Origin of the sequence: Streptococcus parasuis (genome assembly GCF_021654455.1) — a bacterium.
GTDB lineage: Bacteria > Bacillota > Bacilli > Lactobacillales > Streptococcaceae > Streptococcus > Streptococcus parasuis.
In genome coordinates this window covers 346,954-360,901 of record NZ_AP024276.1, presented here as the reverse complement: position 1 = coordinate 360,901, position 13,948 = coordinate 346,954, and the positions used below count along the sequence as shown (strand labels likewise).

General features: G+C 40.0%; 11 protein-coding genes and 2 pseudogenes. 1 reads left to right on the top strand and 12 read right to left on the bottom strand.

The window, feature by feature from the left end; genetic code table 11:
- Nucleotides 1-5 precede the first annotated feature (5 nt).
- The 12 genes and pseudogenes from L6410_RS01810 to L6410_RS01760 all read right to left on the bottom strand — a co-directional run bounded on the left by L6410_RS01810 (nucleotide 6) and on the right by L6410_RS01760 (nucleotide 13,041).
- Nucleotides 6-647 (bottom strand): response regulator transcription factor, encoded by a 642-nt coding sequence (locus tag L6410_RS01810; protein WP_024391837.1) that lies wholly within the window; start codon nucleotides 645-647, stop codon nucleotides 6-8.
- Nucleotides 619-1,635 carry an envelope stress sensor histidine kinase LiaS gene (locus L6410_RS01805; RefSeq protein ID WP_237396608.1) on the bottom strand — a complete coding sequence of 339 codons (1,017 nt, stop codon included), beginning with the start codon at nucleotides 1,633-1,635 and terminating at the stop codon, nucleotides 619-621. Before L6410_RS01805 ends, L6410_RS01810 begins: the two co-directional genes overlap by 29 nt.
- Nucleotides 1,635-2,330, bottom strand: coding sequence for a cell wall-active antibiotics response protein LiaF (gene liaF, locus L6410_RS01800; protein WP_024396193.1), 696 nt, complete (start codon nucleotides 2,328-2,330; stop codon nucleotides 1,635-1,637). Before liaF ends, L6410_RS01805 begins: the two co-directional genes overlap by 1 nt.
- A 187-nt stretch (nucleotides 2,331-2,517) precedes the next feature.
- A pseudogene (locus L6410_RS11130) lies at nucleotides 2,518-2,772 on the bottom strand (PASTA domain-containing protein); the annotation flags it as partial.
- Nucleotides 2,761-4,491: pseudogene (gene pknB, locus L6410_RS01795) on the bottom strand (Stk1 family PASTA domain-containing Ser/Thr kinase); the annotation flags it as partial. The pseudogenes pknB and L6410_RS11130, both read right to left, overlap by 12 nt.
- Nucleotides 4,491-5,228 (bottom strand): Stp1/IreP family PP2C-type Ser/Thr phosphatase, encoded by a 738-nt coding sequence (locus L6410_RS01790; protein WP_172040420.1) that lies wholly within the window; start codon nucleotides 5,226-5,228, stop codon nucleotides 4,491-4,493. The gene L6410_RS01790 and the pseudogene pknB, both read right to left, overlap by 1 nt.
- A 39-nt stretch (nucleotides 5,229-5,267) precedes the next feature.
- A complete protein-coding gene (gene rsmB, locus L6410_RS01785) occupies nucleotides 5,268-6,617 on the bottom strand; it encodes a 16S rRNA (cytosine(967)-C(5))-methyltransferase RsmB (RefSeq protein WP_419580008.1) in 1,350 nt (449 codons plus the stop codon).
- A complete protein-coding gene (gene fmt / locus L6410_RS01780) occupies nucleotides 6,568-7,506 on the bottom strand; it encodes a methionyl-tRNA formyltransferase (protein WP_237395697.1) in 939 nt (312 codons plus the stop codon). Before fmt ends, rsmB begins: the two co-directional genes overlap by 50 nt.
- A gap of 163 nt (nucleotides 7,507-7,669) precedes the next feature.
- Nucleotides 7,670-10,060: a primosomal protein N' gene (locus tag L6410_RS01775; protein WP_237395695.1), complete on the bottom strand. Its 2,391-nt coding sequence runs from the start codon at nucleotides 10,058-10,060 to the stop codon at nucleotides 7,670-7,672.
- A 192-nt stretch (nucleotides 10,061-10,252) separates the two neighbouring features.
- Complete coding sequence (gene rpoZ / locus L6410_RS01770; protein ID WP_024391829.1) at nucleotides 10,253-10,567, bottom strand: DNA-directed RNA polymerase subunit omega; 315 nt, start codon at nucleotides 10,565-10,567, stop codon at nucleotides 10,253-10,255.
- 23 nt (nucleotides 10,568-10,590) lie between these two features.
- Nucleotides 10,591-11,217, bottom strand: a complete 627-nt coding sequence (gmk, locus tag L6410_RS01765) for a guanylate kinase (protein WP_171989522.1) — start codon at nucleotides 11,215-11,217, stop codon at nucleotides 10,591-10,593.
- 210 nt (nucleotides 11,218-11,427) lie between these two features.
- On the bottom strand, nucleotides 11,428-13,041 hold the full coding sequence (locus L6410_RS01760; protein WP_237395690.1) for a ribonuclease Y: 1,614 nt from the start codon (nucleotides 13,039-13,041) through the stop codon (nucleotides 11,428-11,430).
- Nucleotides 13,042-13,248: 207 nt separating this feature from the next.
- Here L6410_RS01760 and L6410_RS01755 point away from each other — a divergent pair, with 207 nt between their 5' ends.
- Complete coding sequence (locus tag L6410_RS01755; protein WP_172025114.1) at nucleotides 13,249-13,731, top strand: S-ribosylhomocysteine lyase; 483 nt, start codon at nucleotides 13,249-13,251, stop codon at nucleotides 13,729-13,731.
- Nucleotides 13,732-13,948: the final 217 nt, after the last annotated feature.

Genomic DNA, 13,948 nt, shown 5'->3' with positions numbered 1-13,948 from the left:
TATCACTATTCTTCATCTTGTGCTACAAGACCATGCTGAAACGCATAAACAACTGCTTGTGTCCGATCACTAACCGCTAGCTTAGATAAAATATTAGATACGTGAGTTTTGACCGTCTTCAAAGAAATAAAGGATTCATCAGCAATTCGTTGATTATCATACCCCTTTGCTAAAAGGGTTAATATTTCACGCTCGCGAGCCGTCAAGTCCTCATGTAAATCTGGGTAACGCTTGTGATGCTCCACTTTTTTCTCAACCTCAGTTTCGATTGCATATTCTCCACGCGCAACTTTACGAATCGCAGATAAAATTTCATCTGCACTCGAGGTTTTTAACATATAGCCTCGTGCACCTGCTTCTAACACTGGGTAAATCTTTTCATTATCTAAATAGGATGTTAGTATCACAATTTGTGCTTGAGGCCATTCCTTCAACAATGCTAAAGTAGCTTCGACGCCAGTCATTTTAGGCATAACTAAGTCCATCACAACGACATCTGGTTTGACCTCAAGTGCCTTTGTTAAACCTTCTTCACCGTCTCCAGCTTCCGCTATTACCTCAACATCTTGCTGTAAATTTAAGTAACTTTTTAATCCTAAACGGACCATTTCATGGTCATCAATCAACATCACTCGAATCGTATTCATCTTCTTTTCCTTTCAATAGAGGGATACGAATATCAATGGCAACCCCCTTATTCGGAGCCGTGCGAATTTTAATCGTCCCAGCCATATCCTCAACCCGCTCACGTATATTTTGTAATCCGTAACTCAATTCATCATCAGCACCCTGTTGAAAACCAATACCATCATCAGTCATTTTCAACTGTAACTCTGTCTCTTTTTGCAATAAGTACACATCCAAATGCTTGGCTTTGGCATGCCGCAACGTATTGCTAATGATCTCCTGTGCAATACGGAAAAGGTGTTCTTCTATTAACTTTGGTAATTCACTTACTTCATGTTGAAAATGGACAACAATACTACTTTTATCGCTCACTTCACGTAATATCAGTTCAAATCCTTCTACTAAGGTCTTACTTTCAAGTTCACTTGGACGTAGATGAAGCAATAATATCCTTAAATCTCTTTGAGCAGACTCAATCATATCCTTTACTAAAACCAACTGTTCCTGAACTGTTTCTTGTGGAAGCGAGGCAATATTAGATGAAAGACCAGACAAAATCATACTCGTCGCAAACAATTCTTGACTAACCGTATCATGCAAATCCCTTGCAATCCTTTTTCTTTCCCCCTCGACAATCTCTTCACGGTTTACCAAGTCTTGATTATCTAACAATTGAACCTGTCTAGTTAAAGTTTTAACTTTATCAGATAATTGTAATAAAAGGGGATCTTCTTCATGGTTGTCCCTAATCGACTTGTTTTTCAAAATTGCCTGCAATTTCAAGCGCATTACTTGAGTGGATATGAGGGATACTGTTTGGACCAAAATTCCCAAAAAAAGGCTCAGCACAATAATCAATAGAACGATTGTCATTATAAATTGATTCGTAGAAACCCAGAGAGACGGATTCAATAACGAATAATTCAACAATGGTAATACGGATGCAATGACAACTAATACAATCAGTGCTGATAGCCAAACAAGCAGAAAATAGGTTCTTCTTTTAATCATACGCGGATTACCTCCACATCACCAAACAGACTATTGACTACTACTTTTACCCGTTTATGTGAATCACGATAACCTGGGCTAGCTATAGAAATACTTTCATTTCGCAAATCCCAAAAAGAGAGATCTAAAAATTGAACACGACCATATATGCTTGAAGCAGATACAGAAATTTCAACATCGATAGGCAAAATAATTTTTGTTTTTCCAAATGTTTTGCGTATAACAACAATATTATCGCGACCAACAAGTACTGTTTGGTCTAAGTCAACTACATCGTTACCAAAGAGACGGACAATATTAATATCTTCAAATCCATACCGATCCTGCGAATGGTTTTGGCCACCAAACCACCTATTTTTTTCTTTTTGGGCAACCAATGCATGATCATCAAAAATAATATGAGTATACTGATTTCGTTTTTCATATCGTGAAAAGAAGTTCACCAACATATACACCACGAGCATCATTATGCCAATGATAAAGAACGGATTTAATACAAATACTAAAAATATTAAAGAGACTGCGCTAATTAATAGGACGCTACTGAGCTCTCTTCCTAAAAAATTCCAAATCACAAGAAGCAGTATAGCCATCAATAATAGTGTTCTACTTGCTTCATTTGCCACCACATCGAACAAGGCTAGAGTGAACAGAACACTCTCTAAAAGTAGAAATATTCTAATTTTCCACATATCATTACTTCCTTTCTATATTATTTTATCAAAATTTCAGAAAAATAACTCCTTCTTTAGATGGAATATTTAAAACCAAGATATCCAATTAAATTATGTCCATAAAACAAAAATATACGTATATTTACTAACATTAAAAGAGAGAACATTATCGTTCTCTCTTTATAAATAATACTAAATATGAAAACTATTCGCTACTACTAGTAGAAGTACTTGAGGAGGAACCTGTCGTACTGGTAGAATTTGTGCTCGTAGTCGCGACTGATACATACAATGTCACTGGTCCATCAATGACAGTGCCCGCAGCAGGATACTGACCTACGACAATATCACTAGTTGTGGTTGTATAACTGCGATCCTCTTGTTTTTCTATTGTGGTAACACCTAAGGATTGTAGCTGATTTCGAGCTTCGGAGTAAGTGTAGCCTGCAGAAACAAGATCCGGCATGATAACTTCCTTCCCTTTAGAAACTACCATATTAACAATAGAACCTTTCTCTAATTCTACATTTGCTTGAGGATCTGTACTAATAACATTTCCTTCTGCAACACTATCACTATACTCTTCTGAAATAGTACCTATAATGAATCCCGCTGCCTCAAGAAGTTGTTTCGCAGTGTCTTGTGATTTTCCGGTAACATCCGGAACTGTTTTTGGTTGTGCCCCTTTAGACACTACCACCGTAATTGTACTGCCTTTTTCTTTTGAACTATTTGCTACAGGGTCTGTCTTAATGACATAGCCTTCTTCTACAGTATCGCTATATTCTTTTTTAAGCGTTACCTTAAACCCTAAATCTTCCAATTCTTTTTGAGCGGAGTCTGCATCGCTTCCAATTAAATTTGGTACTGTAACCATAGCGACACTGGCTACAACAATGTCAACTTTGCTACCTTCCATCCTAGAAGTATTGGCCCCAGGACTAGTCCGAATAACAGTTCCTTCCTTATATTCTGTCGAGGCCTCTTCTTTTACATCTCCAACAACCAGTCCTGCGACCTCAATTTTTTCCTTTGCAACATCTAAGGTTTCACCAACTACATTAGGAACTTGTACTGTAGAAGGGGTACTGTATATCAAAAATCCCAAAGCCGCAATTGTCAAAACAATCGCTCCAATTAAAACTTTGTATCGCGTCCTCATCCCGCGTCGTGGTTTCAAGGCCTGCTTTGATACGTTTTTTGAAGGAGAGGTCTGGTTATTAGGCAATTCCTTGGAATTTTTTTCACTGTCTTCCTGACTCTTATTCTCAACGTTTACCTGTGATAATTTTGGTAAGGTTTTGGTATCGACTCTATTGCCTTCTAAAACAATTCGAGGCTCATTTCTTCTGTCCATTGAAAGTGATGAAGCTAAATCCGCATACATTTCTGCAACAGACTTATACCGTTCACTAAGCTTCTTTGCCGTTGCTTTTAACACAACATTTTCGAGAGCTTGTGGAACATTAGCATTTTCTTCTCTAACTGATGGCAGGGGTTTTTGGAAATGTTGTAATGCAATAGTAACTGCACTATCTCCATCATATGGGATTCGCCCTGTCAACATTTCAAAAAGGATAATCCCCATTGCATAGATATCACTTTGAATCGTCGCTTTTGCACCACGAGCTTGTTCAGGAGAGAGGTAATGAACTGATCCAAGCATTGAATTTGTTTGAGTCAGACTTGTTTCAGCAAATGCAACTGCAATACCAAAGTCTGTCACCTTTGCAACTCCATCCGTTGTCAAAAGTACATTTTGAGGTTTTAAATCCCTGTGAACAATTCCTCTAGTATGTGCCATACGCATTGCTAATAGAATTTGTCCCATAATACGAACAGCTACATCATTTGCAAGAGGTGCATTTTCTTTAATATAGCGTTTCAGGTCTAATCCATTGACATACTCCATAGCCAGATATTGTTGGCCATCTTCCTCGCCAATATCTGAGATACGAACAATATTCGGGTGATCCAATTCTGCCATCGCTCGTGCTTCTCTTTGAAAACGCTGAACCGCAATTTGGTCAGTCTGATAGTTGGTGCGAAGAACTTTAACAGCAACCTCTTCACCATCTAATATCAAATCTTTTGCAAGGTAAACATCTGCCATTCCCCCGCGACCAATTTGCCGAATAATTCGATACCGACCGGCAAAAATTTTACCGATTTGAATCATTAGTGCGCCTCCTCCGTTACGTGTAGAAGAGCAACTGTAATATTGTCCAAACCGCCGGCATTATTCGCAAATCGAATCAAGGTCTCAACCTTACTCTCCAGCGCAACCTCGCTAAGCACAATATCTCGTATATCTTCGACTGAAACCATATTGGTCAAACCATCGCTATTAACAACGATAAAATCACCCGCCTCTAACGTCTTTAAAGCAATATCAGGTTCAACTGGATCTGCTTGACCAATAGATTGAGTAACAATATTCTTTTGCGGATGGCGTTGAGCTTCTTCCTCCGTCAATTGACCTGCTCTTACCAAGGCTCCAACTAGAGAATGGTCATTTGTAAGGCGAGTATATTCACCATTACGAATCAATCCAATACGTGAATCTCCAACGTGAGCAAAAATCATTTGATTATCGATAATGACAACAGCTTCTAAAGTTGTACCCATCCCTTTGTATTCTTCGGTTTGTCCCAATTCATGGATTTTTTTATTCTCTTGTTCAATGACATGGACCATCCATTCGCGAACATCATTCAATGTTGATAATTGAGTATCAACCCAAGCGATTCCGAGGTCAGTTGCTGTCATTTCACTAGCAATATGTCCCGCTCTATGCCCACCCATACCATCTGCCAACACAATTAAATCAATCCCAGCTCTATTGGTATACCGATTCACGTAATCTTGGTTGTTTGAACGTTTAAGTCCCACATCAGTTAATAATGCAATTTCCATATTTATAATACAGTTGCTAAGCAACTTCCTCCTCTTATTCTAGGATTTTCTTCTTATTTTACTAATGAAAAATCCATCTGTCTCATATAGCTCCGGTGTAATCAATAAACAACCATCCACTACAATATCCGGCAGAGGATGCTCAAGAGGCACCTGCTCAAAATTCGGATGATTGGCCAAAAACTCCTGAATCACCTCTTGGTTTTCCTTGGCAATAATCGTACAAGTACTATAGGTTATTATACCACCTATTTTCAGAGTTTGGCAAACACTGTCTAATATTCGCAATTGAATATGTTTCAACGAATCAAAATCCATTGCAGCTTTATTGTAACGAATATCTGGCTTACGACGGATAAGCCCTATTCCGGAACATGGAGCATCCACCAATATTTTATCAAAGCTATCGGGACCAAATGTTTCATGAACTTGACTTGCATCCAATCGCATTGTTTCTATTTTATTTGTCAACCCCAATCGATGAGCATTCTCTTCAATTAACGTCAACTTATGATCATAAAGGTCCAATGCAGTGACTTTACCTGTTGTAAGATAACTCGCTATATGACAGGTCTTTCCACCCGGAGCTGCACAGGCATCCAAGATGATTTCATCTCCTTGAATATCCAAAGTCGGAGCTACCAATTGACTGGTTTCATCTTGAATCGTTAAAAGCCCGTCTTTAAAATAATCTGTTCCTGCAAAGTGTCCATGAGATTTTACCAGACCAAAAGGTGATAATTTTGAAACATCCGCACCTAATTCTCTTGCTAAACGATTTACTTGTTTACTATCTGTCACGCGCACACTGGCTTTGTTTCGAGTGTGCAGACTTTGAAAAATCTTCTCTGCGCGGTCCTCACCGTATTCCGTAATTAAAGTTTGGACCAGCCAAACAGGTACAGAATATTGAATAGATAACCGTTTATTCTTTCGCTTAATATCAGATGGACTTGGCAACGAAGTTTGACTGATTTTACGAAGAACTGCATTAACAAACTTGTCTGCACCTCGGCCTCTTTTTGCGATTTGTACAGCCTCATTGACAACTGCGTGAATAGGCAGTTTATCCAAATAGAGTAGCTGATACAGACTCAACATGAGTAGATAGTAAACCCATGTATCTAACTTTTCTCTATCCTCAATAAAATGTGCCAAATACCACTCTAGAGTCATTTTACGAGAAACCGTCCCATAAACCAACTCGGTCGCCAATCCCTTATCCTGTGCTGATAACTGAGAAGATTCTAGAGCCTTATTGAGAGCGATGTTCGAGTAAGCTCCTTGATCAAAGACTTGTTCCAATACAGACAAAGCTAGACCTCTTGCTGATTCTTGTTTATTGACCACCAAATCGATCTCCCACCTTGATATCTCGACCAGCTCCATTCAAGAAGTCCGCAATTGTCATTTTGGGCTTACCAGCCGGCTGGACTGTTTTCAGAGAAAGGGCTCCCTGACCTGCCGCAATAACCAATTCTTTCTTGCTTCGAGCAATAACCTGACCGACTGATCCTTCACCTTCTGTTTCTACAGCTTCTTGAATTTTAAACCGTTCCCCTTGCCAATAAGTATGGGCAACAGGCCAAGGATACATACCTCTAATCTGATTAAATAATTGACGAGCTGTCTTATTCCAATCCAGAACCTCTTCCTCTGGCTGAATATTTGGTGAGAAGGTTACCTGATCTGGATTTTGAGCGACTGGTTTCAAGTCACCAGCAATATAGGCTGGTAAGGTTTGTAATAATAAATCCCGACCAACAACAGCCAACTTTTCAAACAAGGTGCCGACATTGTCGCTTTCTTCAATAGCAATACTATCTCTGGAAATCATGTCTCCTGCATCCATTTCCTTGACCATTTCCATGATGGTTACGCCGGCACGTTCATCACCGTTAATCAAGGCGTAATGGATAGGGGCACCGCCACGGTATTTAGGAAGAAGAGAAGCGTGAACATTGACTGCAAAGTCAACTGAGTTCAATAATTTGGTTGGTAGGAATTGCCCAAAAGCTGCCGTCACAATCCCATCTGCTCCTAAATTCATCAGCTCGTCCAATTCTTGGCTTCCAGATAGCTTCTCTGGTTGATAGACTGGTAAATTGTATTCCAAGGCTACTTCTTTCACAGGTGTCATTTGGATGACTTTTTTTCGTCCAACAGCTCGGTCTGGCTGGGTTACAACAGCAAGTATTTCATAATTATCATCCGCTAATAATCCCCTTAAGACAGTAGCCGAAAACGCTGGTGTTCCCATAAAAATTAACTTTGTCATGCTTCCTTTCTCATCTCCCTTTCATTCGTACTAATTTTTGATTATACTATCTCCTAATTATACCATTTATACTTATTTTTTCCTTAATTCAAGGTTTATTTGAATTAATAACGCTCTATGAAAATAAATTTGGAATAAAAAAAATGCAAGATCAATAGTGACCTCACATCATATTCTGCGGTTCATTGTCAATAATCAGCCGCAAATCTTGATTTTCTCTCTCCTGTGTCCAATCCAAAATCTGGTTCAAGACTTCTTCCAAACGGTCTTCATGCCGGTATTTCAAGATAATCTGGTAGTGGTAGAGATTATGGGTTCTGGCAATAGGCTTGGGCGTTGGTCCCAAGATTTGAATTGCATCTGTTAAGTGTTGACGGAGAAAGGCTACAGTTTCATAGGCTTTTTTCACGACAAATTCTTCTGACTTGTGCGACAAGGTTAAGCCAACCGTAAAATAGTAAGGTGGATAACCAAGATTTTTCCGAATGCCCATCTCATAACGATAGAAACCTTCATAATCCTGCTCCTTGGCAAAAGCAATGGCATAATGATTGGGGTTGTAGGTCTGAATCAGGACCTCCCCTTCCTTATCAGCTCGACCGGCCCGACCAGCTACCTGAGTTAGCAACTGGAAGGTCCGCTCAGAAGACCGAAAATCAGGCAAATTGAGAGCCGTATCAGCATTGAGCACCCCAACCAGCGTCACATTTGGAAAATCCAAGCCCTTGGCAATCATCTGGGTTCCCAGAAGAATATCCGCTTCGCCTCGACCAAACCGTTCGAGCAAGTCCTCATGAGCACCTTTTTTCTTGGTAGTATCCACATCCATACGCAAAATTCTAGCTTCTGGCAAAAGCTCCTGCAATTCATCGTAGGCCTTTTGCGTACCCGTCCCATAATAACGAATGGAACGACTTTGGCAGTTTGGACAGGTCTGAGGAATCCCCTTTTGAAAACCGCAGTAGTGGCAATTCATCGTCTTTGTGTCCATGTGGAGCGTCAGGGAAATATCACAGTTGGGACACTGGTCAACACTCCCACAATCACGACACATGACAAAAGAAGAATAACCCCGCCGATTCAACATAAGAACTACCTGTTCCTTACGAGCCAGCTTCTCTTTCATCTTATCAATCAAAACAGGGGTAAAGGTACTGGACTCCTGCTGACCAATGTAATCTCGAAAATCCACAACTTCCACTTCTGGAATACGAGCCAAGGGATTGGCCCTCTGATTAAGAGTCAGTCTCCCATAGACTCCTCGACTAACCCGAGCCCGTGTTTCAAGACTCGGCGTAGCAGACCCCAAGACCAGAGTCGCTCGATTATAGTCTGCCCGCAACTTTGCCACATCACGCGCATGGTAGCGTGGATTACTGTCCTGCTTGTAGGTCGCCTCATGCTCCTCATCTATGATGATAACGCCCAAGTTTGTCAATGGTGCAAAAATAGCCGAACGTGCCCCAACAACCACTTGGGCATTCCTCGTCTCAATCTTTCTCCACTCGTCATACTTCTCTCCATCAGACAAGCCCGAGTGCAAAATAGCAACCTGCTGACCAAAACGAGAGATAAAACGATTTGTCATCTGAGGGGTCAAGGATATTTCAGGCACCAGCATAATGGCCGTTTTCCCCATTTTTAAAACCCTGTCAATGACCTGGAGATAAACCTCCGTCTTCCCAGAACCTGTCACTCCTTGCAGTAGAAATGTCTGACTCTCCTGACCGATAGAGGCCACAATCTCCCGAACCGCAATCGCCTGCTCTGGATTCAAATCCAAGGCCTGCGTTTTTTCCACCTTATCAAAAACTCCCTGAGTCCGCGACACTTCCTCTTCCCAGACTTCTATATAGCCGTTTTCTTGGAAATAGCGAAGGGTATCAGCTGAATAGTCCGGTTTTAGGTTCGAAAGGAGCTGGTCTTCAGAATGTTCCAGAAGAAATTCCCTTAACTGCTGCCGTTTTTTTGCTCGATTACTAATGTCTGCTTCTCGTAATCTCTCTAGACAAACTCGGTACCATTTTTCTTTCTTAATTTGTTTCTTATCCTTGGCCACATAGTCTACCAAGATTTTTCCAGACTGGGCTAGACGCATGATTTTTCCTTGCTCTGTCACGTCCAAGTCAGAAAAACGAATCTGTTCCTTATCACCAAACAGACTAAGCTGCTCTGCCATTTCCAAACCAAGCCCTGGACGGATCAATTTGTCATAGGTCGAATTGAGCAAGCTGGGTAGCATGGATTTTAAGAGAGTAATTTTATAGGAGAAGACCGACTTCCTCATCTGGTCCGCCAACCAAAATTGCTCTTGATTGAGAACAGGACTATAGTCCAAAACCTCGGCAAGCTCTTTCAAGTCTTGTAAGTTATTTTCATCATTTTCATCAATCAAGTCAACTACAATCCCTTGAATCAGCCGATTTCCCTTACCAAAGGGTACATGGACACGCACACCAACCTTGAGCCCCTCTTCCAACTCAGCTGGAACTCGATAGGAATAAGCTTGATCTGTCTGCATCAAAGGGACGTCTACAATAATCTGTGCTAACATACCATCTCCATTTATTTTACCTTCTAATACCACGACTGATGCGAACAAGGTTCACTTTATGTATAAACTCCAACTATTGGTTGGAACAAATATTAAAAGATAAACTAAATGACCTACCTCCTTTCTATCAACATGTCTATCAATCTGAAAGTGAAAAGAAACCCGGATGGTAGTGCCAACCGAGTTTTATATTTAAATTTTTTCGCCGTCTTCTTTTTCTTTAGCAATCTGAGCTTTGATTTTACGTTCTTCTTCCTCAGCTAAACGCTTTGCTTCCTCAGCCCGGCGACGAACAGCTTCTCTTTTTGCTTTTGGATCTGGGTGAATGACCACATTTCCAGATTCAATCTCCTCCAAAGCACGAAGGGTAGATTTAACTGAAGTAAATTCCTGGGTTGCTTTCGCTCCTGCTTCCAATTCATGGGCCCGTTTAGCCTCAAGAATAACCAAAGAATACTTAGATGGTACCTTATCTAACAAGGTATCAATAGACGGTTTTAACATCATAATGCGATTCTCTTCTCTTTCTATTATCGTTCTGCTATTTGCTCGCGAATCATTTCATCATAGCGACCAATTACTCGATCTACACGAAAATGTTCTGCTTCAATAATCCGTTTGACACGTTCAGCCGCCAATGGTACTTCGTCATTGACAACTGCATAATCATACTCGCGCATCAAGGCGATTTCTTCTTTTGCACGTTCAATTCGTTGACGGATTACCTCTTCACTATCAGTCCCCCGACCAATCAAGCGATCTTGTAATTCCTCTAAATCAGGTGGCGTCAAAAAGATAAAAACTCCATCTGGAACTTTCTTCTTCACTTGAAGGGCACCTTGAACTTCAATTTCTAAAAAGACATCTATTCCCTTATCGAGAGTTTCATTGACGTATGTTAAAGGTGTACCATAATAATTACCAACATATTCAGCGTATTCCAACATTTGACCTTGGCGAATCAAATCTTCAAATTCTTCTCGGCTACGGAAGAAATAATCAACGCCATCCACCTCTCCTGGTCGTTGAGGACGTGTCGTCATGGAAACAGAATATTCAAACTTATTATCGGAGCTTTCAAAAATTTCCTTTCGAACAGTCCCTTTTCCAACACCCGATGGTCCAGAAAAGACAATGAGTAACCCTCGCTCTTGCATGACATCTCCTTTTAAATCTTTCATTCTAGTGTAACAAAATTTGGTCTGAATTTCAACTGCTTTTAAATGTAGTTCATACATTTTCCTTTTTCATCTTTAAAAGACATTTTAGAACTAGAAAAGAGCCTATTTGATTCACCTTCAACTACCAGATTTTCTCTAACATTTGATGGTATCTCATTCAGACTCTTTCATATTCATTTTCAGACTTTATTTTGCAATATCTATTGCTCGCGTTTCACGAATGACTGTTATCTTTATATTTCCTGGATAATCCAAATTGTTTTCAATTTTCTCACGGATATCGTGTGCCAAAATAGTGATCTTATCATCACTAACCTTATTTGGATGCACAATAATACGAATCTCACGACCAGCTTGAATGGCATAAGATTGTTTGATTCCATCAAAACTATTAGCAATTTCTTCCAAATCTTGAAGTCGTTTAATGTAAGCCTCCATTGATTCGCGACGTGAACCCGGACGGGCTGCGCTCAAAGCATCAGCCGCAGCAACAATAACTGCAATCGTACTTGTCGCTTCAACATCACCGTGATGACTTGCAATTGCGTTAACAACAATGGGATGTTCCTTGTATTTTTTGGCTAACTCTGTTCCGATTTCGACATGACTACCATCAACTTCTCGATCAATCGCTTTTCCAACGTCATGTAAGAATCCAGCCCGGCGAGCCAAATTCACATTTTCACCTAATTCAGCTGCAAGCACGCCTGCCAATTTTGCAACTTCGATTGAATGTCGAAGAACATTTTGACCATAAGACGTACGGAAATGAAGTCGACCCATGATTTTTATCAAATCCGGATGCAGATTTGGAGCACCTACTTCATAAGCAGCCGCTTCCCCGTATTCACGGATGCGATTGTCCATTTCAATACGGTATTTTTCTACTAATTCTTCAATTCGAGCTGGATGAATACGACCATCTTGCAACAATGTCTCCATTGTCATTCGAGCGATTTCCCGACGTATTGGATCAAATCCTGAAAGAACAACCACTTCTGGAGTATCGTCGATAATCACATCAATCCCTGTCAGACTTTCAAATGTACGAATATTTCGACCTTCTCGGCCAATGATACGTCCTTTCATTGCATCATCTGGCAAATGGACAGAGGTTATCGTTTGTTCAGCAACATATTCACCAGAAATACGCTGCATAGCTTGAGCTAATAGGTCTTTCGCCATCTTATCAGATCGCTCTTTTACTTCACGCTCTGCTTCTTTAATACGCGTAGCGATTTCATGAGATAACTTATCACGCGTATCTGCTAAGATAATCTCCTTCGCCTCATCTTGACTTAAGGCCGCTACCCGTTCTAACTCTAGTGCTTTTTGCTCCTCTAACTTTGCAACTTCTTGCTCACGCTCATCTATGTGCTTAGATTTATCAGTCAGACTCTGTTCTTTTTTCTCCAAAGTCTTTTCTTTGTTGGTTAAATTGTCGTCTTTACGATCCAAATTACTTGCTCGTTCTGTTAAGCGAGACTCAATTTGTTTTAATTCTTGACGCTCTGATTTAAATTCTTCTGCAATTTCTTCACGATACTTGCGTGCCTCTTCCTTTGCTTCCAAAAGCAATTCTTTTTTCAAAGTTTTACGATCACGTTCTGCTGTTTGTAAGATGGCTTCAGCTTGATCTTCGGCACGGCCTCGAACATTACTTGCTTCTTGTTCCGCGTTCAAAAGTGTCAATTCTGCAGCCTCTTTTGCAGTTTTCATCTTCAAAGAAATGGCAAAGTAACCAATTACTAAACCAATGAGAGCAGAAACAAGAGTCACTACAACTGTAATGATTTCCATATTCTACCTCTTTCAGCTATATTATTTTGCTTCTTTTCATCAGTTGTCAAATCGAAATGATTTATTGATTTCTAACAGCATCCTAACATAGACTTAATATTCGATTTTCACAAAATCTGTTTCTATTTTACCATATTTGAAACGATTTCACAATTCCAAAATCATAAATATGGTATAATGATTTTATCACTATTTATGGAGGAAACGATGAAAAAAGATGTTGTTGTTGAAAGTTTTGAATTAGACCATACGATTGTTAAAGCGCCATATATTCGCTTAATTTCCGAAGAAGTTGGACCAAATGGAGATATCATTACCAACTTTGATATTCGTCTAATTCAACCGAATGAAAACGCAATGGATACCGCTGGTTTGCATACTATTGAACATCTCTTGGCAAAGTTGATTCGCCAACGTATTGATGGGCTCATCGACTGTTCTCCATTCGGTTGCCGAACTGGGTTCCATATGATTATGTGGGGGAAACAAGACCCGACTCAAATCGCTCAGGTCATCAAATCAAGTTTAGAGGAAATTGCTGAAGGAATTACTTGGGAAGATGTTCCAGGGACAACAATTGAGTCATGCGGAAACTACAAAGACCACAGTCTCCACTCTGCAAAAGAATGGGCAAAATTAATTTTATCTCAAGGAATCTCTACTGATGCCTTTGAGAGAAACATTATTTAATAAAAAAGGTTTACAGCCTATTCCATCGAATCTGGTTGTAAACCTTTTTGTATTATTCAATTATTTTACTCAATGAAAATCAACCGATATTGTAGCCAGACTTTGAGTTTGAATTACAAATCGTGGAGACTTGCATCTTCAAATTTTTACCTCATTTCCTAGTTTCTAGACTCGGGTTGAAGCAACTACAATTTGTTCCTTTTTTTCACTCCAGTCC